Genomic DNA, 22,301 nt, shown 5'->3' on the forward strand with positions numbered 1-22,301 from the left:
GCCAGCGTACGTAGGAGAGACTGTGTTCATGACTCCTACGACGGAGACCATGGTCGGTATCGGCGGCGCGGCGGAGAGCACCGACATGGTGCTCAACATCGGGCCCCAGCACCCGTCCACGCACGGCGTGCTGCGGCTGAAGCTCGTCCTGGACGGCGAGCGCATCGTCCGCGCGGAGCCCGTGATCGGCTATATGCACCGGGGCGCGGAGAAGCTGTTCGAGGCCCGCGACTACCGCCAGATCATCATGCTGGCCAACCGCCACGACTGGCTGTCGGCGTTCTCCAACGAGCTGGGCGTGGTCCTCGCCGTGGAGCGGATGCTCGGCATGGAGGTCCCCGAGCGCGCGGTGTGGCTGCGCACGCTGCTCGCGGAGCTGAACCGGGTGCTCAACCATCTGATGTTCCTCGGCTCCTATCCGCTGGAGCTCGGCGGCATCACCCCGATCTTCTACGCCTTCCGGGAGCGCGAGGAGCTCCAGCACGTCATGGAGGAGGTCTCCGGCGGGCGCATGCACTACATGTTCAACCGGGTGGGCGGCCTCAAGGAGGACCTCCCGGCGGGTTGGACCACGCGCGCGCGTGCCGCCGTCGCCGACGTCCGCTCCCGCATGGACCGCTTCGACGACCTGGTCCTCGGCAACGAGATCTTCCGGGGCCGCACGCGCGGAGTCGGCGTGCTGTCGCCGGAGGCCGTGCACGCGTACGGAGTGAGCGGGCCGATCGCGCGGGGCTCCGGCGTCGACTTCGACCTGCGCCGCGACGAGCCGTACCTCGCCTACGGCGAACTGGGTGACGTCCTGAAGGTGGTGACCCGCGCGGAGGGCGACTGCCTCGCCCGCTTCGAGTGCCTCCTGGAGCAGACGCACAACGCCCTCGACCTCGCCGGCGCCTGCCTCGACCGGCTCGCCGAGCTGCCGCCGGGCCCGGTCAACCAGCGGCTCCCGAAGGTCCTCAAGGCGCCCGAGGGGCACACCTACGCGTGGACCGAGAACCCGCTCGGGATCAACGGCTACTACCTGGTCAGCAAGGGCGAGAAGACCCCGTACCGGCTGAAGCTGCGCTCGGCGTCGTACAACAACATCCAGGCGCTCACCGAGTTGCTGCCGGGGACGCTGGTCGCGGACATGGTGGCGATCCTCGGTTCGATGTTCTTCGTGGTGGGCGACATCGACAAGTGACCCCGGCCGGGGTCAGCCGGCGAGTGGGTCCGGAATCCCGACCGGGCGGACGAGCCACCCGAAGTCGCCGAGCCCGCCCGGCGCGGTGAGTTCGGCGGCTTCACCGGCGCCCGCGAGGGCGCGTACGTACCCGGCGGGGTCGGTCGACGCGAGCGTGAGCGGGGGGCGTGCGCCGTTGATGCCCAGGGCGCGCAGGGCGTCCCGCTGCGTCAGCAGGCGTGCGCCCGCGGTGGCCGCGGCGCACGCGTCCAGGGCGACATGCGCGGTGATGTCACACGACCCGTCGGGCACGGGTGTCGTCTCCCGCCCCTCCCGGAAGGCGGTGAGCGTCCCGAACGGCGGCCGCGCGGCGGCCGTGTGCGCGTAGTCCACGGCGACGGCGAGCCCCCGCGCGACCGTCCCGGCAGCCGCCGCCCAGGCCCGGTCCCGGGGCAGTCCGATCTCCGCGCGCAGCCCCTCCTCGGCCCCCGGCGGCCACCACCGCGCCAGCCACTCCGCCTCCGGACCCGTGACCGGCTCCCCGAGCCGCTCCGTCCCGTCCTCCCGCACCAGCACCAGCCGCGGTACGCCCGCCGGGTCCACCTCGGCGACCTCCACGGGCACGTTGTCCAGCCACTCGTTGGCGAAGAGCAGCCCAGTGACCCGCTCCGGGTGCTCCGCCCGCCACTCGATCCGGTGGTCAAGACCGGCGGGCCGGCCGGCGAGCTCGACGGCGTACGCCCGCGTGCGCGCCGCCACGTCGGCGGGCAGTGCGGCGAGGACACCGGTGACGAGTTCGCCCCGTCCGGCCGCCATGTCCACGAAGTCGAGCACCTCGGGCCGGCCCAGCGCCTCGTCGACCCGGCACAGCAGCCGCGCCACGGCACCGGCGAACAGCGGCGAGGCGTGCACGGACGTACGGAAGTGCCCGGCGGGGCCCTCGGGCCTTCGGTAGAAGCCGTCCGGCCCGTACAGGGCGTCCTGGGCCGCCGCCCGCCAGCCGCGCCAGTGGCCCTCCGCCGCCCCTGCCGTCATCGGGCCCACTCGCCCGCCGTCGCCCTTGTCACCGGCCCAGGTTAAGCGCGTGGACGCGCCGGGCCTCCACCTTGCGGAGTACACGTACCGACCGGGGATCGGCCCTCCGGTTGACCCCTGCACTCATTTCACTTCCCTACGCTGGGTTACGTGCAGCGCCTCTACGATTTCCTCCGCAGACACCCGACCTGGGTCGACGGCTTCTGGGCCGTGGTCCTGTTCGGGATTTCGGTGCTCGGCGGAGCGACCGTGGAGGAGTCCCGGGGCACGGACCTGCCCGCCCTCACTGTGCCGGTCATGCTGCTGTTGTCGCTGGTCGTGGCGCTGCGCCGCAGGATGCCCGAGCGGATGCTCGTCCTCGCCCTCGCGGTGGGCGTGGGCCAGCTGATCGCGGACGTGGCGACGATGCCCGCCGACTTCGCGCTGCTGGTGATCGTCTACACGGTCGCCGCGGACGGTGCCCGCTGGGCCTCCCGCTTCGCGCTGACCGCCGCCCTGTGCGCGGCCCCGCTGGCGCAGCTGCGCTGGCCCAACGACGCCGCGAGCATGGCCGAGAACATCGCCGTCGTGATCTTCCAGACCGTGCCCTTCGCCCTCGCCTGGGTGCTCGGCGACTCCATCCGCACCCGCCGCGCGTACTTCGCGCAGCTGGAGGAGCGGGCCGCCCGGCTGGAGAAGGAGCGCGAGGCGCAGTCCAAGGTCGCGGTCGCCGCCGAACGCGCCCGGATAGCCCGCGAGCTGCACGACGTCGTCGCGCACAACGTGTCGGTGATGGTGGTGCAGGCCGACGGCGCCGCCTACGTCCTCGACGCCGCGCCCGACCAGGCGAAGAAGGCCCTGGAGACCATCTCCTCCACCGGCCGCCAGGCCCTCGCCGAGATGCGCCGCCTGCTGGGCGTGCTGCGCACCGGCGAGCACCAGGAGGCCGGGGAGTACGTGCCGCAGCCGGACGTGCGGCAGATCGAGGACCTCGTCGAGCAGTGCCGGAGCTCCGGACTGCCCGTGGACTTCAAGATCGAGGGCACGCCGCGTGCGCTGCCCAGCGGTGTCGAGCTCACCGCCTACCGGATCGTGCAGGAGGCGCTCACCAACACCCGCAAGCACGGCGGCCCCAACGCGGGCGCCAGCGTGCGCCTGGTGTACTTCGACGACGGGCTGGGCCTGCTGGTGGAGGACGACGGCAAGGGCGCCCCGCACGAGCTGTACGAGGAGGGCGGCTTCGACGGCCAGGGCCACGGTCTGATCGGCATGCGCGAGCGGGTCGGCATGGTGGGCGGCACCCTGGACGCGGGCCCGCGCCCGGGCGGAGGATTCCGCATCAGTGTGCTGCTGCCGCTCAAACCCGCGCATTGACGTTGACGCGCGCCCCCTGTTGACACCTGTCACAACCCCTGTGGCGACCTGACCGAACGGAAGAGGCCCCGATGACGATCCGCGTGATGCTCGTCGACGACCAGGTGCTGCTGCGCACCGGGTTCCGGATGGTGCTCGCAGCCCAGCCGGACATGGAGGTCGTGGCGGAGGCGGGCGACGGCGTCGAGGCGCTCCAGGTGCTGCGGTCCACCGCCGTCGACGTGGTGCTGATGGACGTCCGCATGCCCAAGCTCGACGGAGTGGAGACGACCCGCCGGATCTGCGCGGACACCGATCCGCCGAAGGTGCTGATCCTCACCACCTTCGACCTCGACGAGTACGCCTTCTCCGGGCTGAAGGCGGGCGCGTCCGGCTTCATGCTCAAGGATGTGCCGCCGGGCGAACTGCTCGCCGCGATCCGCGCGGTGCACAGCGGTGACGCGGTGGTCGCCCCCTCCACCACCCGCCGGCTCCTGGACCGCTTCGCGCCCATGCTGCCCAGCACGGGCAAGCAGCCCGAGCACAAGCAGCTGGAACGCCTGACCGAACGCGAGCGGGAGGTCATGGTGCTGGTCGCACAGGGCCTGTCCAACGGCGAGATCGCGGCCCGGCTGGTGCTCTCCGAGGCGACCGTGAAGACCCATGTGGGCCGCATCCTGACCAAGCTGGGGCTGCGGGACCGCGTGCAGGTGGTCGTCCTCGCCTACGAGACGGGTCTGGTGCGGGCCGGCGGACACGGCTGAACGGACGGCCGCGCGTCGGTAGGGTCTGCGCATGCTCCTGTGGATCAACGGCCCCTTCGGGGGCGGCAAGACACAGACCGCACACGAGATACGGCGCCGCCTGCCGGGCAGCGTCGTCTGCGACCCGGAGTACCCCGGGTTCGGCCTGCACCGCATGCTGCCGCCCGGACTGCGCGGCGACTTCCAGGACCTGGAGTCCTGGCGGCGGGGCGTCGTCGAGGTCCTCGACCTCGCCCTGACGGGGCACGACGGCGTGGTGATCGCCCCCATGACCGTCACCGACTCCGGGCACTTCGCGGAGACCGTCGGACGGCTGCGCGAACTCGGCCACGACGTCCACCACTTCACCCTCCTCGCCGAGCGCGAGACGGTGCTGCGGCGGCTGCGCGAACGCCGCATCGGCGAGCTCGTGCGGTGGTACACGAGGGGGAAGGAGGGGCCGCGCGGGGAGAGCTGGGCGGTGAGACGGCTCGACCACTGCCTGGAGCGGCTGAGCGAGCCGGAGTTCGCCGAGCACCTGTGGACGGACCACACCACGGTGCCGAAGACGGCGGACCGCATCGCCGTCCTGGCCGGGCTGAAGCTGATCCCCAACCACGAGGGCCGGTTGCGGACCCGGCTGCGGCAGGCGGGCGTGGGCATCCGGCACATCCGCTTCGACTGACGGACACCGTACGCGCCGTCAGCGCAGGATCCCCTCCAGGAAGTCGCTGCCGAGCCGGGCCACCACCGTCACGTCCAGCTGGTGCAGCACGTACCGCCCACGGCGGCGGGTGGTGATCAGACCGGCCTTCTTCAGCACGCCCAGGTGCCGGGATATCTCCGGCGCCGTCATGCCGTGCGTCTGGGCCAGCTCGCTGGTGGTGTACGCGCTGCGGGCGAGATTGCGGCACATGCGCATACGGACCGGATGGGACAGCGCGGTCATCCGCAGGGCGAGCTGCTCGACCGTCGGCGGGGCGGTCGGCTCGGGGGAGCCGACCGGGTAGTGCAGCACCGGCTGCCAACCGTAGCGGTGCAGCACCATCAGGTGCGGCCAGCCGAGGCTGGTCGGGATCAGCAGGAGCCCGCCGTCGCCCGTGGCCGTGCGGCCCTCGCCCAGCTTGTCGACGGTGATCCGCCCGGCGGCCTCGTCGAGCGTCACCGCGGGCGACACGGCGGCGAGGGCCTCGGCCAGTCCCTTGTGCCTGAGCAGGTCGGTCTTGTGGCGGGTGTCCGCGGCGAGTTGATGCCGCAGCCGGGCCCAGGTCCCGGCGAAGAACGCCTCGTCGCAGTCCTGGAGGAACTGCCGCAGCCACGCCCTGATCCGCGGCGGGTCGGCCAGCAGCCGCTCGGTGAACCGCAGCTGACCCGGCCCCCGCGCGGCGGCCAGCTCCAGCGAGCGGCGGCGCAGCCCCTCGTCGGTGAGCGGTCCGGGGCCCGGCAGCCCGTAGGGGAGCGCGCAGGTGAACTCCAGGGCGGCGTCCACGAACTGCTCGTCGGAGAGCTTGTCCAGCAGGTCCAGCTCCTCGGCGAGCGTCCCGCCCGGGAGGGACGCGCGGCCCGGGACGCCGGCGCTCGGCAGGAACAGGTCCGAGAACGTCGAGCGCCACAGGAAGTCCGCCTCGCACATCCGGTCCGCGAGATACGGGTCCAGCCGCGCGGTCACGCCCGTCACCCAGGCCTGGAGCCCCGGGTGGTGCGACGGCTCGGACAGGGCGTGCAGGGCCATGCCGAGCTCGGCGAGGGGGGAGGGCAGGACGGCGACCCTCTCCGGCCGGAGGCCCGCGATGTCGATGTCCACGCTCATGCCCACATGATGCAGCCACTGGGGCTCCGCCCCGGACCCCGCTCCTCAAACGCCGGAGGGGCTGAAATCAGCCCCTCCGGAATGGGAAGGGGCGGCGGGGGCGAAGAAGAGCTCAGCCCTCCCGCAGCAGCCGCCGCGCGAACTCCTCCGCCGCCGCGCGCACGTCGTCCGCGCTCCACTCCAGGCCGGCCGAACGCACGTACACCTCCGTGAAGGACAGCCCCGGCCCCTTCGGATCCCAGTGGTTGGCGAACAGCACGGCCCCCGTCTCCTCGGCCGCCCGGATCGCCGTCTCCGCGACGGCATCGGCGTCGTACGGCAGCCACACCTGGAAGTCATGTGTGTGCGGCACCTCGGGGTGCACGCGGAACCAGGGCAGCCCCCCTGCCTCCAGCCCCTCACGCAGCGCCGCGGCCACCACGCGCGCGTGCCGGACGTACTCCGGCAGCCGAGGCAGCTCCCGCTCCAGACCGATCAGCGCCGACAGCGCGGTGGGGAACTGCTGGAAGACGGCACCGCCGTACCGGTGCCGCCAGGCCTTCGACTCCTCGATCAGGGTCGCGGGACCGGCGAGGGCCGCCCCGCCGAAGGCGTCGAGGGACTTGTAGAACGACACGTAGACGCTGTCCGCGAGGCCCGCGATCTCCTCCAGCGGCCGTCCGAAGTGCTCGGTGCACTCCCACAGCCGGGCCCCGTCGAAGTGCACGACCGCCTCGCGTTCCCGCGCGGCGTCCACCACGTCGGTCAGCTCCTCCCACGTGGGCAGCACGAAACCGGCGTCCCTGAGGGGCAGTTCCAGCATCAGCGCCCCGAAGGGCTCGTCGAAGTCGCGCACCTCCTCGGCGGTGGGCAGCCGGGGCTCACCGTTCATCCGTACCGGACGCAACCCGCTGACCTGGCTGAACGCGTTCCGTTCGTACACCTCCGGGTGGCTGAGCGGATGCAGGGCGACCGCCGGGTTGCCGGTGCGGCCGGCCCAGCAGCGCAGCGCCACCTGCTGCGCCATCGTGCCGGTCGGGAAGAACGCGGCGGCCTCCGTGCCGAGCAGACCGGCGACCCGCTGCTCCAGGGCCTCGACGACACCGTTGCCGTAGATGTCGGACGTCTCGTCGAGGTCGTACACGCTCCCCGCCGCCTCCAGCAGGGCCAGCCGTTCCCTGAGCGGGGCGAGGAAGTCCAGCCGCGCGAGCACGCGCGGGGCGGCGCGCCAGGCGGCGATCCGCCGTTCCCGCAGGGTCGGCCGCGGCGCGTCGTCCGCGTCCGGCCCGGCCGGCCCCTCGTCCCGCACCGCCGTGCCCTCGCTCATGCCGTCCGCCGAATCAGTCATGCCCGCGATCATCGCGTGCCCCGGTCCGCGCGGGCACCCCCATTTCCGCACGCGTGTGTGCCGCGACGGCGCACGGAAACCCACAGCCTGTGGACAACCGACCGCCCCCGGAACCGATCGCGTTAACATGACGAGAAATCGTCCGGTACCCCGAGCGGACTGGAACGGGAAGGCCGCCGTCGCGTGAACACAACCCCACAGCCAGATCCCCAGGACCGCCCCGCGCGGCTCACCGTCGGTGTCGTTGGCGCCGGACGCGTGGGCCCCGCGCTCGCCGCGTCCCTCCAGCTCGCCGGGCACCGCCCGGTGGCCGTCTCCGCTGTCTCCGACGCCTCCCGCAGGCGCGCCGAGCAGCTGCTCCCCGGTGTGCCGGTGGTGCCGCCCGCCGACGTCCTCCAGCGGTCCGAGCTGGTCCTGCTGACCGTCCCGGACGACGCGCTGCCCGAGCTGGTCTCCGGACTCGCGGACACCGGCGCCGTACGCCCCGGCCAGCTGCTCGTGCACACCTCCGGCCGCTACGGCGCGAAGGTCCTCGACCCCGCCCTGCGGGCCGGTGCCCTGCCGCTCGCCCTGCACCCGGCGATGACGTTCACCGGCACCCCCGTCGACGTGCAGCGCCTCGCCGGATGCTCCTTCGGCGTCACCGCGCCCGAGGAACTGCGACTGGCCGCCGAGGCCCTCGTCATCGAGATGGGCGGCGAGCCGGAGTGGATCGCCGAGGAGAACCGCCCGCTGTACCACGCGGCCCTCGCCCTGGGCGCCAACCACCTGGTCACCCTGGTCGCCCAGTCCCTGGAACTGCTGCGCACCGCCGGTGTCGAGGCGCCCGACCGGATGCTCGGCCCGCTGCTCGGCGCCGCCCTGGACAACGCCCTGCGCTCCGGCGACGCGGCCCTCACCGGCCCGGTCGCGCGCGGCGACGCGGGTACGGTCGCCGCGCACGTCACCGAGCTGCGCCGGCACGCCCCGGGGGCCGTCGCCGGCTATCTCGCGATGGCCCGCGCGACCGCCGACCGCGCCCTCGCCCACGGGCTGCTGAAACCGGAACTCGCCGAGGACCTCCTCGGGGTACTCGCCGACGGGGCCGACGGCACCGGAAGCACCGGAAGCACCGGAAGCACCCCGGGGGAGGACCGATGAGCGGCACACCCCGACACCCCGCCCCCCACAGCCGTACGACGACGGGCGCGTCCCGGATCGGAGCCACCCGATGACCGTCACCCTGCTCCGTACCGCCGCCGAACTGAACGCACGCGCGCGTACCGGCCGCCGCGCCGTCGTGATGACCATGGGCGCCCTGCACGAGGGTCACGCCACGCTGATCCGCGCCGCGCGGAAGATCGCGGGCGCCGACGGCGAGGTCGTGGTCACCGTCTTCGTCAATCCGCTCCAGTTCGGCGCGGGCGAGGACCTGGACCGCTACCCGCGCACCCTGGACGCCGACCTCAAGCTCGCCGAGCAGTCCGGCGCCGACGCCGTCTTCGCCCCCTCCGTGGACGAGGTCTACCCGGGCGGCGAACCGCAGGTCCGGATCAGCGCCGGACCCATGGGCGAACGCCTGGAGGGCGCCGCCCGCCCCGGCCACTTCGACGGCATGCTCACCGTCGTCGCCAAGCTGCTCCACCTCACCCGCCCCGACGTCGCCTTCTACGGCCAGAAGGACGCCCAGCAGCTCGCCCTGATCCGCCGCATGGTGCGGGACCTGAACTTCGGCGTGGAGATCGTCGGCGTCCCCACCGTCCGCGAGGAGGACGGGCTCGCCCTGTCCAGCCGCAACCGCTACCTCTCACCCGCCGAGCGGCGCACCGCGCTCGCCCTGTCCCAGGCCCTGTTCGCGGGCCGCGACCGGCACGCGGCCCAGCAGGCGCTGCGCGCGCGGGCCAGCGCGGTGCCCGCCACGCGCGCGCGTGCCGAGGCGCTCAGCGCGATCGGGGAGTCCCGCGCGGCGGCCGACGCGCACGCCGTCGCCACGACCGCCGGCGGCCCGGCGGCGATCCGCGCCGCGGCCCGCCTGGTCCTCGACGAGGCCGCCCGCCTCGACCCGCCGCTCGCCCTGGACTACCTGGCCCTGGTCGACCCGTCCGACTTCACCGAGATCGGCGACGGCTTCACCGGCGAGGCCGTCCTCGCCGTGGCCGCGCGCGTGGGCTCCACCCGCCTGATCGACAACGTCCCCCTGACCTTCGGAACCTTCGGAGCCGCCTCGTGACCAGCACAGGCATACGACTGCACGCCCCAGCGCCCGGATGGTCCATCGACGCGGACGTCGTGGTCGTCGGCTCCGGCGTGGCCGGTCTCACCGCCGCCCTGCGCTGCGAGGCCGCGGGACTGACGACGGTCGTCGTCACCAAGGCCCGCCTCGACGACGGCTCCACCCGCTGGGCCCAGGGCGGCATCGCCGCCGCCCTCGGCGAGGGCGACACCCCCGGGCAGCACCTCGACGACACCCTGGTCGCCGGCGCGGGCCTGTGCGACGAGGAAGCGGTCCGCATCCTCGTCACCGAGGGCCCCGACGCCGTACGCCGCCTCATCGCGACGGGCGCGCACTTCGACGAGTCCACCGAAGGCGGCCTCGCCCTCACCCGCGAGGGCGGCCACCACCGCCGCCGTATCGCCCACGCGGGCGGCGACGCCACCGGCGCGGAGATCTCCCGCGCCCTGGTGGAGGCGGTCCGCGCCCGTGGCCTGCGCACCATCGAGAACGCCCTCGTCCTGGACCTCCTCACCGACGCCGACGGCCGCACCGCCGGCGTCACCCTGCACGTCATGGGCGAGGGCCAGCACGACGGCGTGGGCGCCGTCCACGCCCCGGCGGTGGTCCTGGCCACCGGCGGCATGGGCCAGGTCTTCTCGGCCACCACGAACCCCTCCGTCTCCACGGGCGACGGAGTGGCCCTCGCCCTCCGCGCGGGCGCCGAGGTGAGCGACCTCGAGTTCGTCCAGTTCCACCCCACGGTGCTCTTCCTCGGCCCGGACGCGGAGGGCCAGCAGCCCCTGGTCTCCGAGGCGGTACGCGGCGAGGGCGCCCACCTGGTGGACGCCGACGGCGTGCGCTTCATGCAGGGACAGCACGAACTCGCCGAGCTCGCCCCGCGCGACATCGTCGCCAAGGGCATCATGCGCCGCATGCGCGAGCAGGACGCCGAGCACATGTACCTCGACGCCCGCCACTTCGGCGCCGAGATGTGGGAGCACCGCTTCCCCACGATCCTCGCCGCCTGCCGCGCCCACGGCATCGACCCGGTGACCGAACCCGTCCCGGTCGCCCCCGCCGCCCACTACGCCTCCGGCGGCGTCCGCACCGACTCCCACGGCCGCACCACCGTCCCCGGCCTGTACGCGTGCGGCGAGGTCGCCTGCACCGGCGTGCACGGCGCCAACCGCCTGGCCTCCAACTCCCTCCTCGAGGGCCTCGTCTACGCCGAGCGCATCGCCGCCGACATCGCGCGCACCGGAACCCTCCACCCACGCGTACCGCAACCGCTCCCCGCCACGGAGCGCCCCGCGTACCCGCTCCTCCCCCCGGAGGCCCGCTTCACCGTCCAGCGGATCATGACCAGGGGAGCCGGCGTACTGCGCTCGGCGGCCTCCCTCTCCGAGGCCGCCGACCGCCTCCACCAACTGCACGCCGACGCGCGCGACGCCCTCGACGAGAACGGCAAGACCGCCGAGCCCGGCGTCGACACCTGGGAGGCCACCAACCTCCTGTGCGTGGCCCGAGTCCTGGTCGCCGCCGCGCGGCGGCGCGAGGAGACCCGCGGCTGCCACTGGCGCGAGGACCGCCCGGAGCGCGACGACACGACGTGGCGGCGCCACATCGTCGTACGGCTGAATCCGGACCGATCGCTGGCGGTGCACACCACCGACACCACAGACTTCCCCCCGACCCTCCCCCAGCCCCAGGAGCAGTGACAGCAGTGACCACCCCCGACCTTCCCCTCGTTTCCTCCGGCGGCTGTGGCGACGGCTGCGCCTGCGGCGCCGACGAGGAGACCTACCTGGAGTGCGGCCTCGACCCCGCGCTCGCGCAGCTCCTGGCCGATGCGGGCCTCGACCCCGTGGAGGTCGAGGACATCGCCAACGTGGCCCTCCAGGAGGACCTGGCCCACGGCGTGGACGTGACGACGGTCGCGACCATCCCGGAGGACGCCGTCGCCACCGCCGACTTCACCGCGCGGGAGGCGGGCACGGTGGCGGGCCTCAGGGTCGCCGAGGCGGTCATGTCGGTCGTCTGCACGGACGAGTTCGAGGTCGAACGCCACGTGGAGGACGGCGACCGCGTGGAGGCGGGCCAGACCCTCCTCTCGATCACCACCCGCACCCGCGACATCCTCACGGCGGAACGCAGCGCCCTGAACCTCCTGTGCCGCCTGTCGGGCATCGCGACCGCCACGCGCGCGTGGGCGGACGTCCTCGACGGCACCAAGGCGAAGGTCCGTGACACCCGCAAGACGACCCCCGGACTGCGCAGCCTGGAGAAGTTCGCCGTGCGCTGCGGGGGCGGTGTCAACCACCGCATGTCCCTCTCGGACGCGGCCCTGGTGAAGGACAACCACGTGGTGGCGGCGGGCGGCGTCGCCGAGGCCTTCAACGCGGTCCGCGAGCGCTTCCCCGACGTGCCGATCGAGGTCGAGGTCGACACCCTGCACCAGCTCCGCGAGGTCCTGGACGCCGGCGCGGACCTGATCCTGCTGGACAACTTCACGCCCGGCGAGTGCGAGGAGGCGGTGGCCCTCGTCGACGGCCGCGCCGCCCTGGAGGCCTCCGGCCGCCTCACCCTCACCAACGCCAAGGCGTACGCCGACACGGGCGTCGACTACCTGGCCGTAGGAGCGCTGACCCACTCCTCTCCCATCCTGGACATCGGCCTCGACCTGCGAGCGGCGGAGTAGGACCGGCCATGCTGCTGACGATCGACGTGGGCAACACGCACACCGTCCTGGGCCTCTTCGACGGCGACGACATCGTCGAACACTGGCGCATCTCCACGGACGCCCGCCGCACGGCCGACGAACTCGCGGTCCTCCTCCAGGGCCTGATGGGCATGCACCCGCTGCTGGGCGAGGAGCTGGGAGACGGCATCGACGGCATCGCCATCTGCGCGACGGTCCCGTCCGTGCTGCACGAACTCCGCGAGGTGACGCGCCGCTACTACGGGGACGTGCCGGCGGTCCTCGTGGAACCGGGCGTGAAGACGGGCGTGCCGATCCAGTTCGACAACCCCAAGGAGGTCGGCGCCGACCGGATCATCAACGCGGTCGCGGCGAACGAGCTGTACGGGGGGCCCGCGATCGTCGTCGACTTCGGTACGGCGACGACGTTCGACGCGGTCTCCGCGCGGGGGGAGTACGTCGGTGGGGTCATCGCGCCCGGTATCGAGATCTCGGTGGAGGCGCTCGGGGTCAAGGCCGCTCAGCTGCGGAAGATCGAGGTGGCGCGGCCTCGGACGGTGATCGGCAAGAACACCGTGGCGGCGATGCAGTCGGGGATCGTGTACGGGTTCGCCGGGCAGGTGGACGGGGTCGTCAACCGCATGGCGCGGGAGCTTGCGGACGATCCCGACGATGTGACCGTCATCGCGACGGGTGGGCTGGCGCCGACGGTGCTGGGGGAGAGCTCGGTCATCGATGAGCACGAGCCGTGGCTGACGCTGATCGGGCTCCGCCTGGTGTACGAACGAAACGTGTCACGCCCGTAGCGGCGTCGGTGTGTTCCGGGGGTCGGTTTGCGCGGCCCGGCGCGGTGCGGGTGCCCCGCGCTGGTGTGGGCCGGGGGTGTTTGCGCGGCCCGGCGCCACGGGGGGTGCCCCGCGGGTCCCGGCCGGGTTGCTCGCGCGGCCCGGCGCGGTGCGGGTGCCCCGCGTTGATGTCGGCGGGGGGTGTTTGCGCGGCCCGGCGCCACGGGGGGTGCCCCGCGGGTCCCGGCCGGGTTGCTCGCGCGGCCCGGCGCGGTACGGGTGCCCCGCGTTGATGTCGGCGGGGGGAGTTCGCGCGGCCCGGCGCTTGCGGGGTGCCGTCGCGCCCACCCTCCCCCACTCTCGGCTTCGCTCGAGCGGGAGGTACCCCCATCGCCCCAGCGGCACGACTGCCCGCGGAGAGCGGCAAACGGCTGCCCGCGGAGGGCGGGGCAGGCTGCGCCGGCACGCCCGGCGGAGCGCGACGCGTTCACGCCACACGCGTCCGTTATGCGGTGTTTGTCTGATTAGCGCGTATCGTCGGGGCATGCCCACGCCCTACGGATCCCGCGGCGGCATGGCGTTCGGCGCGGAGGAGCTGCGCGTGCTCCGCCGCGCTCTCGCCCTCGCCCTGCACCCCACCCCCAGCCCCGCCTCGGCCGACGACCTCCAGGACTGCCTCCGCCTCGCCGAACACCTGGACGAGGCGACGAGGGAAAGTGCCCGGCTGCGCGCCTTCCTCCTGGCCGACCTCGGCCGCTACCGCGCTGCCCTCCCCGGCACCGCCGCCGGCTACCTCGCGCTCCTGGAAGAGGCGCTGGGCGCCGGATACCGTCCCCTCCCCGACGATCTGGCCGCCCTCCGGGCCCTGCGCGGCAACCCCACAGCCGCCGCCCTCCTGCACCACTGCCGCCGCACCCACCTCCAGGCCCTCCCCGGTGGCCGCGCGGCCACCGCCGAGGACCAGGAGAAGAAGAAGCCCGCGCAGAAACCCGCCCCGAACCCGAACCCCACCCCCACCCCACCCCCGTCCCCGTCGTCCCCCCAGCCCCCCTCCCGCCCCATCCCCACCCCCGGCGAGGTCTTCCCCCGCCGCAAACCCACCCCACCCCCACCGAACGAGCACCTGGCCGCCGGCTGACGGCGCCCCCTGGCTACCCTGGATCCATGGACTACGTCTCCGCGCTCCTCCCCCCGGCCGTCATGGCCGCCCTCTTCATCGGCGTGATCCGGGTGATCGTGAAGACCCAGGGCGGCGCCAACAAGACCAAGGAGGACGCCGCCGTGGACGCGGCCCTCGCAAAGGTGAACGGCGCCCAGCCCACCCCCAGGGCCGACGCCTGACCCGAACAGCCCCGAGCGGCACCAGCGACACCCCGGCGTACGACCCACGGTCGTACGCCCTTTTTGTGCGCTTCCGTCACTCTTGATGCCCGTCCGGCACGCCATTGACGGGATCTCCCACTAATATTGTGAGTTGTGCCTCGCCCATTGGGAGAACTCGAAGACGCGGTCATGACGCGGGTGTGGAAGTGGAACCGCCCGGTGACCGTTCGGGAAGTCCTGGAAGATCTTCAGAAGGAACGGTCCATCGCCTACACCACGGTGATGACCGTTTTGGACAATCTCCATCAGAAGGGCTGGGTGCGCCGAGAGGCGGAAGGCAGGGCCTATCGATATGAGGCGGTCTCCACTCGCGCCGCCTACGCCGCCGCGCTGATGAACGAAGCGTGGTCGCAGAGCGACAACGCCGCCGCCGCTCTCGTCGCCTTCTTCGGCATGATGAGCGAGGAACAGCGTCAGGCTCTCACCGACGCGGTCCGCATCGTCCAGCTCCCGGAAACCCCCGCCGACGAGAACCCCGGCTCCGCCGAGGACCGGAGCGGGCGATAGCGTCCGCACATGTCCGCAGACAGCCCCGAAGTCGCCGCAAAAGCCATCACGGTCCGGCGGGCCCGCACCAGCGATGTCCCCGCCGTACGCCGGCTCCTTGACGCCTACGTCCGCGGGCGCATCCTGCTCGACAAAGCAACGGTGACGCTTTACGAGGACATCCAGGAGTTCTGGGTCGCGGAACGGGACGACAACGCGGAGGTCGTCGGCTGCGGCGCCCTGCACGTGATGTGGGAAGACCTCGCGGAAGTCCGCACTCTCGCCGTGAAGCCGGGCCTGAAGGGCGCGGGCGTCGGACACCAGCTGCTGGAGAAGCTGCTGGAGACCGCCCGCTGGCTCGGTGTTCGCAGAGTTTTCTGTCTGACCTTCGAAGTGGACTTCTTCAGCAAGCACGGCTTCGTGGAGATCGGTGAGACCCCCGTCGACACCGATGTGTACGCGGAGCTCCTGCGTTCCTATGACGAGGGTGTCGCGGAGTTCCTCGGTCTCGAACGCGTGAAACCGAACACCTTGGGCAACAGCCGGATGCTTCTGCATCTGTGATCTGTGCGGGGTGCCCTATGTCCGAAACGCGCATGTTTCCGGGCCGGGTGCGGGCTGCAGGTCTCTGCCAGGGGTTTGTGTTTTTACGGCAAAAGCGGTTTGCTTTCCGAGGTACTGCAGTACTGCATATAACAAGGGGCGGCGATACGGCGGACGCCGGCACACCCCGGCCCTCAAGTTATCGATGAAAGGAAATCCGGTGGCACAGAAGGTTCAGGTCCTTCTTGTCGACGACCTCGACGGCGGCGAGGCGGACGAGACCGTGACGTTCGCGTTGGACGGCAAGACGTACGAGATCGATCTCACCACCGCCAATGCGGACAAGCTCCGCGGCCTTCTCGAGCCTTACGTGAAGGGCGGTCGCCGTACCGGAGGCCGTGCTTCTGGCGGGCGTGGAAAGGCGCGTGCTTCTTCCGGTGGCAGCCAGGACACCGCGGCCATCCGCGCCTGGGCGAAGGAGAACGGTTACGAGGTCAACGACCGCGGCCGCGTCCCCGCGTCCATCCGCGAGGCCTACGAGAAGGCCAACGGCTGACCGTCGGCCTGTGGAGCGGCGGCACCCGCCCGCCGCAGCCGGACCCGGTGGACCTCCGTGGCCACCGTGTTCACCAGCCGCACGAGATCCGGGGGGCTGTCACGGTCCCCCCTCGCACCACCCCTCGTGCCCATCGCCGACAACGTCGGCAGCGAGGCCTCGACCTCGCGTCCCGGCTCGGGGGGCCGCAGCCACACGGCGGCCCCCTGCGGACCACGGCCCGACGGAACCGGCCCTTCGGCGAGCGCACCGGATCCGCAGCCGGAACCGGACCCGGATACGACGCCGAAATCGGCGCCGGCCGAGGCCCGGACCCCGGTCACCGACCCGAACGCCGACCCGGAGCCGGATACGGCCCCGGGTGGCCGGGGAGCGTCCATGACACCCCCCGCACCGACCGCCACCAGGTCGAGCTCCAGCGCCCCCCAGTCCAGCCACTCCAGCAGCCCCGGCAGCTCCTCCGCGCTGCCCGCCGCCACCAGCAGCCCCATCCGGCCGCCCGACAGGGCCACGGGAAACCTCCGCCACGACGGACACCCACGAAAGCCTCCGCGCGGCCGCCCTTGGCCTTCCAGCCGCTCCAGCGCTGCCCGCCCCGCCTCCGCGGGCACGTCCAGCACGTCGAAGCGCACCCCCACCGCCAGCCGCACCGGACTCCCGGGCACCGTGGGCCACCCCGGCACGTTCTCGTACCAGAGCCGCACCTCCTCGTCGCTCGGCATGAGCGGCCGACGGGGAGACGGCGGTGCGGGGGCGACGGTCGGGACCATGCCCGGCGCAACCCCGCCACCGCCTCTCGGGTTACGCTGTGTGCTCACCCATGAGCGCACAGTGCCGAACAAGGGGGCGCGCGGAGTTGCGGCGAGGCGCAAGGTTGTTCGCCCGTAGCGGAGGGAACCCGTGCACTCGGCATGGACTGTCCGTAGCAGCGGGTAAGACATCCCTAGTGGGAGGGGGCGACACGCAGGGCGGCTCGTTTCCCGTTCGCCATGGGCGTACTGGCGATGGGGGTAACTGCCTGGCCTGCGGGAACATCGTCTCGCACCATCGGGTTGGAGCAGATGTCGGCGTTAGCGGGGTCAGGAGGCCATCGACGGTGTCGGCAGTTGGAATGAGCGGTCCCCGCTTGCGGGACTAAGCTGCGGAAGGACAGGGAGGGGAAGTTCCCCCCACTGCCTGACCGCTCTGAGGAGCGATTAACGATGTTCGAGAGGTTCACCGACCGCGCGCGGCGGGTTGTCGTCCTGGCTCAGGAAGAAGCCCGGATGCTCAACCACAACTACATCGGCACCGAGCACATCCTCCTGGGCCTGATCCACGAGGGTGAGGGTGTCGCCGCCAAGGCCCTTGAGAGCCTCGGGATTTCGCTCGAGGCGGTCCGCCAGCAGGTGGAGGAGATCATCGGGCAGGGCCAGCAGGCCCCGTCGGGTCACATCCCCTTCACCCCCCGTGCCAAGAAGGTCCTGGAGCTGTCGCTCCGCGAGGCCCTTCAGCTGGGCCACAACTACATCGGCACGGAGCACATCCTGCTCGGCCTGATCCGTGAGGGCGAGGGCGTCGCCGCCCAGGTCCTGGTCAAGCTGGGCGCCGATCTCAACCGGGTGCGGCAGCAGGTCATCCAGCTGCTCTCCGGTTACCAGGGCAAGGAGACCGCCACCGCCGGCGGTCCTGCCGAGGGCACGCCCTCCACGTCCCTGGTCCTCGACCAGTTCGGCCGGAACCTCACCCAGGCCGCTCGTGAGTCCAAGCTCGACCCGGTCATCGGGCGCGAGAAGGAGATCGAGCGGGTCATGCAGGTGCTGTCCCGCCGTACCAAGAACAACCCGGTGCTGATCGGTGAGCCCGGCGTCGGCAAGACCGCCGTCGTCGAGGGCCTCGCCCAGGCCATCGTCAAGGGCGAGGTGCCCGAGACCCTCAAGGACAAGCACCTCTACACCCTGGACCTCGGTGCCCTGGTCGCCGGCTCCCGCTACCGCGGTGACTTCGAGGAGCGCCTGAAGAAGGTGCTCAAGGAGATCCGCACCCGCGGCGACATCATCCTGTTCATCGACGAGCTGCACACGCTGGTCGGTGCGGGTGCCGCCGAGGGCGCCATCGACGCCGCGAGCATCCTCAAGCCGATGCTGGCCCGTGGTGAGCTCCAGACCATCGGTGCGACCACGCTGGACGAGTACCGCAAGCACCTGGAGAAGGACGCGGCCCTGGAGCGCCGCTTCCAGCCCATCCAGGTCGCGGAGCCGTCCCTGCCGCACACGATCGAGATCCTCAAGGGTCTGCGCGACCGTTACGAGGCGCACCACCGGGTCTCCATCACGGACGAGGCCCTGGTGCAGGCGGCGACGCTCGCCGACCGCTACATCTCGGACCGCTTCCTGCCGGACAAGGCGATCGACCTGATCGACGAGGCCGGTTCCCGGATGCGCATCCGCCGCATGACCGCTCCGCCGGACCTGCGCGAGTTCGACGAGAAGATCGCCGGCGTCCGCCGCGACAAGGAGTCCGCGATCGACTCGCAGGACTTCGAGAAGGCCGCCTCCCTGCGCGACAAGGAGAAGCAGCTCCTCGCCGCCAAGGCGAAGCGGGAGAAGGAGTGGAAGGCCGGCGACATGGACGTCGTCGCCGAGGTCGACGGCGAGCTGATCGCCGAGGTCCTCGCCACGGCGACGGGCATCCCGGTCTTCAAGCTCACCGAGGAGGAGTCCAGCCGTCTGCTCCGCATGGAGGACGAGCTGCACAAGCGGGTCATCGGCCAGAACGACGCCGTCAAGGCGCTCTCGAAGGCGATCCGCCGTACCCGTGCGGGTCTGAAGGACCCGAAGCGTCCCGGTGGCTCGTTCATCTTCGCCGGTCCGTCCGGTGTCGGTAAGACCGAGCTGTCCAAGGCGCTCGCGGAGTTCCTCTTCGGCGACGAGGACGCGCTGATCTCCCTCGACATGTCGGAGTTCAGCGAGAAGCACACGGTCTCGCGTCTCTTCGGTTCGCCCCCCGGCTACGTGGGCTACGAGGAGGGCGGTCAGCTGACGGAGAAGGTGCGCCGCAAGCCGTTCTCGGTCGTCCTCTTCGACGAGGTCGAGAAGGCCCACCCGGACATCTTCAACTCGCTGCTCCAGATCCTGGAGGACGGTCGCCTGACCGACTCCCAGGGCCGGGTCGTGGACTTCAAGAACACGGTCATCATCATGACGACCAACCTCGGCACCCGGGACATCTCCAAGGGCTTCAACCTCGGCTTCGCCGCCGCGGGTGACACGAAGACCAACTACGAGCGCATGAAGAACAAGGTCCAGGACGAGCTCAAGCAGCACTTCCGGCCCGAGTTCCTCAACCGCGTCGACGACGTGGTCGTCTTCCCGCAGCTCAGCCAGGACGACATCCTGCGGATCGTCGACCTGATGATCGGCAAGGTGGACGAGCGCCTGAAGGACCGGGACATGGGCATCGAGCTCTCCCAGTCCGCCAAGGAACTGCTGTCCAAGAAGGGCTACGACCCCGTGCTGGGCGCCCGGCCGCTGCGCCGGACCATCCAGCGGGAGATCGAGGACTCGCTGTCGGAGAAGATCCTCTTCGGCGAGCTGCGTCCCGGTCACATCGTGGTCGTGGACACCGAGGGCGAGGGCGAGTCCCAGACCTTCACCTTCCGCGGTGAGGAGAAGTCGGCCCTGCCCGACGTCCCGCCGATCGAGCAGGCGGCCGGCGGTGCCGGTCCGAACCTGAGCAAGGACGCGTAAGCGCCCACGGCGACCCGAAGGGGCCGGTGCCCGAAAGGCACCGGCCCCTTCGGCATGCGTGCTTCAGGACAGCTGGCCGTCGTAGTCCGGCAGCTTGAACGTCTTCTCGGCGTGGCCGCCCGACAGGTCGGTCGCGCTGTTGCCGATGTTGGCGATGATCGTGTAGCCCTTCTTCTCGATGTCGACGCGCTGGGCCGTCTTGTACTCGGCGACGTTCCTGAACAGGTCGAAGAAGCCGCGGACGTACAGGCCGGAGGACTCGTAGCCGGCGTGGTCGAGGTTCCACTCGGTGGGCGCGTGGATGATGCCCGGGCGGGCGGTCACGAAGAACACGGCGACGCCGTGGTCCTGGGCGTACTCGGCGACCTCCAGGACCGGCTCGTTGGCCGGCTGCGGGAAGCTGAAGCCGAAGTCGGTCTCCAGCGCGGTGTTGTCGATGTCGAGGACGATCGCCTGCTTCTCGCCCGGCGCGGTGTCCCCGATCCGCTGCTTCAGATAGGGCAGTGCCTGGTCCATGACCGCCTGGCAGTCGCGCTGCCAGGTGTCGTAGTCGACGTCGGCCGCGGCGGCGGCCGCCACCGACGTGGTGGAAGGGGCGGAGCTGTCCGCGGCTTCGGCCGGTGCGGCCAGGGCCACCAGGGCGGCCGCGGAGACGGCGGTGACCGATGCGCGGCTCAGCCAGGAGCGTCGGCTTCTCATAGTGGTGGGGGGTCCTCTCACGTCCGTAACGCTGCCAACGTGTCGTGTGCATGTTCGTCTGCGAGGGTGACGCGAGGAGAACCGTAGGGTTACCGGACGGTAGGCGCATAGAGGCCCGCGCCACATTTATGGAATGGCCGAACCCGGCCGCCGGTGACATGCCGCACAGGCGCTTTGTCCGGTACTAGACGGAATAGTGGATAAACCTATTTCGCAAAACGGACATTTACCCTCACGATCTGATCGATCAGCTCTAAATGGGGGGTTTCATCCCCTAAGAGGGTTGTGTCAAGAGACGTGCATCTCAGTGCATACCTACGGCCTTTCGTCGTAGGTCACACCTTTGCGCCGTTATGACCGGAGGGGCTACCAAGGAATCGCCACCGAGGCGCGGACCTGTTCGCCGGGTGGTTTTCCTCTGTCCCCTTCCTGATGAGGTTGAGATGTCCCAGCGCGTCACGTCCCGTCTCCCCCGTACGTCCCTGACCCGCACCCGCGCGGCCGTCCTGGCCGCCGGCCTGGGCACCACGGTCGTCCTGGGAGCCGGGGTCGCGGTCGCCGCCGCCGACACCACGGCCGCATCCGGTGCCGCCAGTGCAGTCGAGGCGCAGGCCGCCGCTCAGGCGAAGGCCGCGAAGGCCCAGGCCGCCAAGGCCGAGAAGGCCGCCCAGGCGAAGAAGGCCGCGGCCGAGAAGGCCGCCCAGGCCAAGAAGGCGGCTCAGGCCGCCGCCAAGAAGAAGGCCGTGTCGTGGATCGACCCGGTGAAGAGCTACAAGCTGTCCGCGAGCTTCGCCCAGAACGGCGGCATGTGGGCGTCCAAGCACTCCGGCCAGGACTACGCCGTCCCGACCGGCACCCCGGTGATGGCCGTGCACGGCGGCACCGTCGTCAAGGCCGGCGGCAACGGCGCCGGCGACGGCCCGGCGTACGGCAACGCCGTCGTCATCAAGCACGGCAACGGCACGTACTCCCAGTACGCCCACCTCTCGCAGGTCAACGTGAAGATCGGCCAGGTCGTCAAGACCGGCCAGAAGGTCGCCCTGTCCGGCAACACCGGCAACTCCAGCGGCCCGCACCTGCACTTCGAGATCCGCACCACCCCGAACTACGGCTCCGCCGTCGACCCGGTCAAGTTCCTGCGCGCCCAGGGCGTGACCGTCTGACCGGCGTGCGGACAAACGCCTAGGCGCCCCGGGACCCCCGGTGGGCCTGGGTGATCAGATCGGTGGCGACCTCGAGGACGGCCTTGCGCCTCTCCTCGGGGTCGCTTTCGACGTCCTGGAGGATGTGCATCCCCGCGTGCATGGTGAACAGGGCGCTGAGGCAGCGCACCTGGTCGACCAGATCGGCGTCCGGGTCCATGAGGATGTCCCGCAGCCCGAGCATGCGGGTCTTGAACATCTCGCCGATGCGCAGCTCGCGGACCGTCGCCTGGTTCTCCTGCATGAAGCGGAAGAGCGGGGCCGCGCCCATCAGCGCCTCGCTGTACCGGCGGATGATCTCCTGCTTGGTCTCCAGCGAGTGCGGCTGTCGCCGCCCCCACTCGATCAGCTCCTCCAGCGGCCGCGAGAGGTCCTCGAAGATGCCGACGAGGATCTCTTCCTTGGTCTTGAAGTGGTAGTACAACGCCGCCTTGGTGACGTCCAGGCGCTCGGCGATCTCGCGCAGTGAGGTCTTCTCGTAGCCCTGCTCGGCGAAGAGTTCGAGCGCCACGTCCTGGATGCGCTGGCGGGTGTTCCCGCGGCGCCGCTGTTTGGTGCCGTCCATGGTGCCGCCCATCCTCCTACTCGACCCCTCTTGACGAAAACTTACTTGACGCCCGG

At 71.5% G+C, this 22,301-nt stretch carries 22 protein-coding genes; 16 read left to right on the forward strand and 6 right to left on the reverse strand.

Annotated elements, in window-relative coordinates; genetic code table 11:
- The first annotated feature begins 28 nt into the window (after positions 1-28).
- Positions 29-1,180 (forward strand): NADH-quinone oxidoreductase subunit D, encoded by a 1,152-nt coding sequence (locus ACZ470_RS12520; RefSeq protein ID WP_468426837.1) that lies wholly within the window; start codon positions 29-31, stop codon positions 1,178-1,180.
- 12 nt (positions 1,181-1,192) lie between these two features.
- Here the strand turns inward: ACZ470_RS12520 and ACZ470_RS12525 are convergent, their stop codons facing one another.
- Positions 1,193-2,194, reverse strand: a complete 1,002-nt coding sequence (locus ACZ470_RS12525; RefSeq protein ID WP_468426838.1) for an SAM-dependent methyltransferase — start codon at positions 2,192-2,194, stop codon at positions 1,193-1,195.
- 150 nt (positions 2,195-2,344) lie between these two features.
- On the opposite strand from ACZ470_RS12525, the gene ACZ470_RS12530 reads away from it, so the two are divergent.
- The 3 genes from ACZ470_RS12530 (at position 2,345) to ACZ470_RS12540 (ending at position 4,954) form a co-directional block, all read left to right on the forward strand.
- Positions 2,345-3,547, forward strand: a complete 1,203-nt coding sequence (locus tag ACZ470_RS12530; protein WP_468426839.1) for a sensor histidine kinase — start codon at positions 2,345-2,347, stop codon at positions 3,545-3,547.
- A 71-nt stretch (positions 3,548-3,618) separates the two neighbouring features.
- A complete protein-coding gene (locus ACZ470_RS12535; RefSeq protein WP_468426840.1) occupies positions 3,619-4,290 on the forward strand; it encodes a response regulator in 672 nt (223 codons plus the stop codon).
- A gap of 31 nt (positions 4,291-4,321) precedes the next feature.
- Positions 4,322-4,954: an AAA family ATPase gene (locus ACZ470_RS12540; RefSeq protein WP_468426841.1), complete on the forward strand. Its 633-nt coding sequence runs from the start codon at positions 4,322-4,324 to the stop codon at positions 4,952-4,954.
- An 18-nt stretch (positions 4,955-4,972) separates the two neighbouring features.
- On the opposite strand, the gene ACZ470_RS12545 is transcribed toward ACZ470_RS12540, so the two are convergent.
- Positions 4,973-6,079: a DUF5937 family protein gene (locus ACZ470_RS12545; protein ID WP_468426842.1), complete on the reverse strand. Its 1,107-nt coding sequence runs from the start codon at positions 6,077-6,079 to the stop codon at positions 4,973-4,975.
- Positions 6,080-6,191: 112 nt separating this feature from the next.
- Entirely contained in the window at positions 6,192-7,418 is a 1,227-nt protein-coding gene (locus ACZ470_RS12550; RefSeq protein ID WP_468426843.1) for a threonine aldolase family protein, read from the reverse strand.
- Between the two features lie 171 nt (positions 7,419-7,589).
- Between ACZ470_RS12550 and ACZ470_RS12555 the strand changes: the two genes are divergently transcribed.
- From ACZ470_RS12555 to ACZ470_RS12600, 10 genes are all read left to right on the forward strand, one after another.
- Positions 7,590-8,546 carry a Rossmann-like and DUF2520 domain-containing protein gene (locus ACZ470_RS12555; protein WP_468426844.1) on the forward strand — a complete coding sequence of 319 codons (957 nt, stop codon included), beginning with the start codon at positions 7,590-7,592 and terminating at the stop codon, positions 8,544-8,546.
- Between the two features lie 70 nt (positions 8,547-8,616).
- Entirely contained in the window at positions 8,617-9,615 is a 999-nt protein-coding gene (gene panC / locus ACZ470_RS12560) for a pantoate--beta-alanine ligase (RefSeq protein ID WP_468426845.1), read from the forward strand.
- The gene (locus ACZ470_RS12565; protein WP_468426846.1) at positions 9,612-11,318 is read left to right on the forward strand and encodes an L-aspartate oxidase; all 1,707 of its coding nucleotides are present in this window, start codon (positions 9,612-9,614) and stop codon (positions 11,316-11,318) included. Before panC ends, ACZ470_RS12565 begins: the two co-directional genes overlap by 4 nt.
- Positions 11,319-11,323: 5 nt before the next feature.
- Entirely contained in the window at positions 11,324-12,298 is a 975-nt protein-coding gene (gene nadC / locus ACZ470_RS12570; RefSeq protein ID WP_468426847.1) for a carboxylating nicotinate-nucleotide diphosphorylase, read from the forward strand.
- Between the two features lie 8 nt (positions 12,299-12,306).
- Entirely contained in the window at positions 12,307-13,104 is a 798-nt protein-coding gene (locus ACZ470_RS12575; protein ID WP_468426848.1) for a type III pantothenate kinase, read from the forward strand.
- Positions 13,105-13,627: 523 nt separating this feature from the next.
- Complete coding sequence (locus ACZ470_RS12580; protein WP_468426849.1) at positions 13,628-14,221, forward strand: glutathione S-transferase family protein; 594 nt, start codon at positions 13,628-13,630, stop codon at positions 14,219-14,221.
- A 26-nt stretch (positions 14,222-14,247) separates the two neighbouring features.
- Positions 14,248-14,424, forward strand: coding sequence for a hypothetical protein (locus tag ACZ470_RS12585; RefSeq protein WP_468426850.1), 177 nt, complete (start codon positions 14,248-14,250; stop codon positions 14,422-14,424).
- Positions 14,425-14,595: 171 nt separating this feature from the next.
- Positions 14,596-14,973: a BlaI/MecI/CopY family transcriptional regulator gene (locus tag ACZ470_RS12590; RefSeq protein WP_468426851.1), complete on the forward strand. Its 378-nt coding sequence runs from the start codon at positions 14,596-14,598 to the stop codon at positions 14,971-14,973.
- 9 nt (positions 14,974-14,982) lie between these two features.
- A complete protein-coding gene (locus ACZ470_RS12595) occupies positions 14,983-15,516 on the forward strand; it encodes an amino-acid N-acetyltransferase (RefSeq protein ID WP_468426852.1) in 534 nt (177 codons plus the stop codon).
- Between the two features lie 199 nt (positions 15,517-15,715).
- A complete protein-coding gene (locus ACZ470_RS12600) occupies positions 15,716-16,051 on the forward strand; it encodes a histone-like nucleoid-structuring protein Lsr2 (RefSeq protein WP_037939819.1) in 336 nt (111 codons plus the stop codon).
- Here ACZ470_RS12600 and ACZ470_RS12605 read toward each other — a convergent pair.
- Complete coding sequence (locus ACZ470_RS12605; protein WP_468426853.1) at positions 16,030-16,773, reverse strand: SCO3374 family protein; 744 nt, start codon at positions 16,771-16,773, stop codon at positions 16,030-16,032. The genes ACZ470_RS12600 and ACZ470_RS12605 overlap by 22 nt on opposite strands.
- Positions 16,774-17,253: 480 nt before the next feature.
- On the opposite strand from ACZ470_RS12605, the gene ACZ470_RS12610 reads away from it, so the two are divergent.
- The gene (locus tag ACZ470_RS12610; RefSeq protein WP_468426854.1) at positions 17,254-19,779 is read left to right on the forward strand and encodes an ATP-dependent Clp protease ATP-binding subunit; all 2,526 of its coding nucleotides are present in this window, start codon (positions 17,254-17,256) and stop codon (positions 19,777-19,779) included.
- A gap of 63 nt (positions 19,780-19,842) precedes the next feature.
- On the opposite strand, the gene ACZ470_RS12615 is transcribed toward ACZ470_RS12610, so the two are convergent.
- Positions 19,843-20,478: an HAD family acid phosphatase gene (locus ACZ470_RS12615; RefSeq protein ID WP_468426855.1), complete on the reverse strand. Its 636-nt coding sequence runs from the start codon at positions 20,476-20,478 to the stop codon at positions 19,843-19,845.
- A gap of 443 nt (positions 20,479-20,921) precedes the next feature.
- On the opposite strand from ACZ470_RS12615, the gene ACZ470_RS12620 reads away from it, so the two are divergent.
- The gene (locus ACZ470_RS12620) at positions 20,922-21,641 is read left to right on the forward strand and encodes a M23 family metallopeptidase (RefSeq protein ID WP_468426856.1); all 720 of its coding nucleotides are present in this window, start codon (positions 20,922-20,924) and stop codon (positions 21,639-21,641) included.
- 19 nt (positions 21,642-21,660) lie between these two features.
- Here ACZ470_RS12620 and ACZ470_RS12625 read toward each other — a convergent pair whose 3' ends face one another.
- Positions 21,661-22,257, reverse strand: coding sequence for a TetR/AcrR family transcriptional regulator (locus tag ACZ470_RS12625; RefSeq protein ID WP_468426857.1), 597 nt, complete (start codon positions 22,255-22,257; stop codon positions 21,661-21,663).
- Positions 22,258-22,301 lie beyond the last annotated feature (44 nt).

The organism is Streptomyces sp. NPDC031111 (assembly GCF_055570675.1).

What these genes read in the sequence shown, in the direction of transcription:
- ACZ470_RS12620 (WP_468426856.1), top strand. Translation starts at nt 20,922, where the DNA reads ATGTCCCAGCGCGTCACGTCCCGTCTCCCCCGTACGTCCCTGACCCGC.
- ACZ470_RS12580 (WP_468426849.1), top strand. Translation starts at nt 13,628, where the DNA reads ATGCCCACGCCCTACGGATCCCGCGGCGGCATGGCGTTCGGCGCGGAG.
- ACZ470_RS12615 (WP_468426855.1), bottom strand. Translation starts at nt 20,478, where the DNA reads ATGAGAAGCCGACGCTCCTGGCTGAGCCGCGCATCGGTCACCGCCGTC.
- ACZ470_RS12605 (WP_468426853.1), bottom strand. Translation starts at nt 16,773, where the DNA reads ATGCCGAGCGACGAGGAGGTGCGGCTCTGGTACGAGAACGTGCCGGGG.
- ACZ470_RS12575 (WP_468426848.1), top strand. Translation starts at nt 12,307, where the DNA reads ATGCTGCTGACGATCGACGTGGGCAACACGCACACCGTCCTGGGCCTC.
- ACZ470_RS12545 (WP_468426842.1), bottom strand. Translation starts at nt 6,079, where the DNA reads ATGAGCGTGGACATCGACATCGCGGGCCTCCGGCCGGAGAGGGTCGCC.
- ACZ470_RS12610 (WP_468426854.1), top strand. Translation starts at nt 17,254, where the DNA reads ATGTTCGAGAGGTTCACCGACCGCGCGCGGCGGGTTGTCGTCCTGGCT.
- ACZ470_RS12625 (WP_468426857.1), bottom strand. Translation starts at nt 22,257, where the DNA reads ATGGGCGGCACCATGGACGGCACCAAACAGCGGCGCCGCGGGAACACC.
- ACZ470_RS12590 (WP_468426851.1), top strand. Translation starts at nt 14,596, where the DNA reads ATGACGCGGGTGTGGAAGTGGAACCGCCCGGTGACCGTTCGGGAAGTC.
- ACZ470_RS12525 (WP_468426838.1), bottom strand. Translation starts at nt 2,194, where the DNA reads ATGACGGCAGGGGCGGCGGAGGGCCACTGGCGCGGCTGGCGGGCGGCG.
- ACZ470_RS12595 (WP_468426852.1), top strand. Translation starts at nt 14,983, where the DNA reads ATGTCCGCAGACAGCCCCGAAGTCGCCGCAAAAGCCATCACGGTCCGG.
- panC (WP_468426845.1), top strand. Translation starts at nt 8,617, where the DNA reads ATGACCGTCACCCTGCTCCGTACCGCCGCCGAACTGAACGCACGCGCG.
- ACZ470_RS12520 (WP_468426837.1), top strand. Translation starts at nt 29, where the DNA reads ATGACTCCTACGACGGAGACCATGGTCGGTATCGGCGGCGCGGCGGAG.
- ACZ470_RS12540 (WP_468426841.1), top strand. Translation starts at nt 4,322, where the DNA reads ATGCTCCTGTGGATCAACGGCCCCTTCGGGGGCGGCAAGACACAGACC.
- ACZ470_RS12585 (WP_468426850.1), top strand. Translation starts at nt 14,248, where the DNA reads ATGGACTACGTCTCCGCGCTCCTCCCCCCGGCCGTCATGGCCGCCCTC.
- ACZ470_RS12550 (WP_468426843.1), bottom strand. Translation starts at nt 7,418, where the DNA reads ATGATCGCGGGCATGACTGATTCGGCGGACGGCATGAGCGAGGGCACG.
- ACZ470_RS12535 (WP_468426840.1), top strand. Translation starts at nt 3,619, where the DNA reads ATGACGATCCGCGTGATGCTCGTCGACGACCAGGTGCTGCTGCGCACC.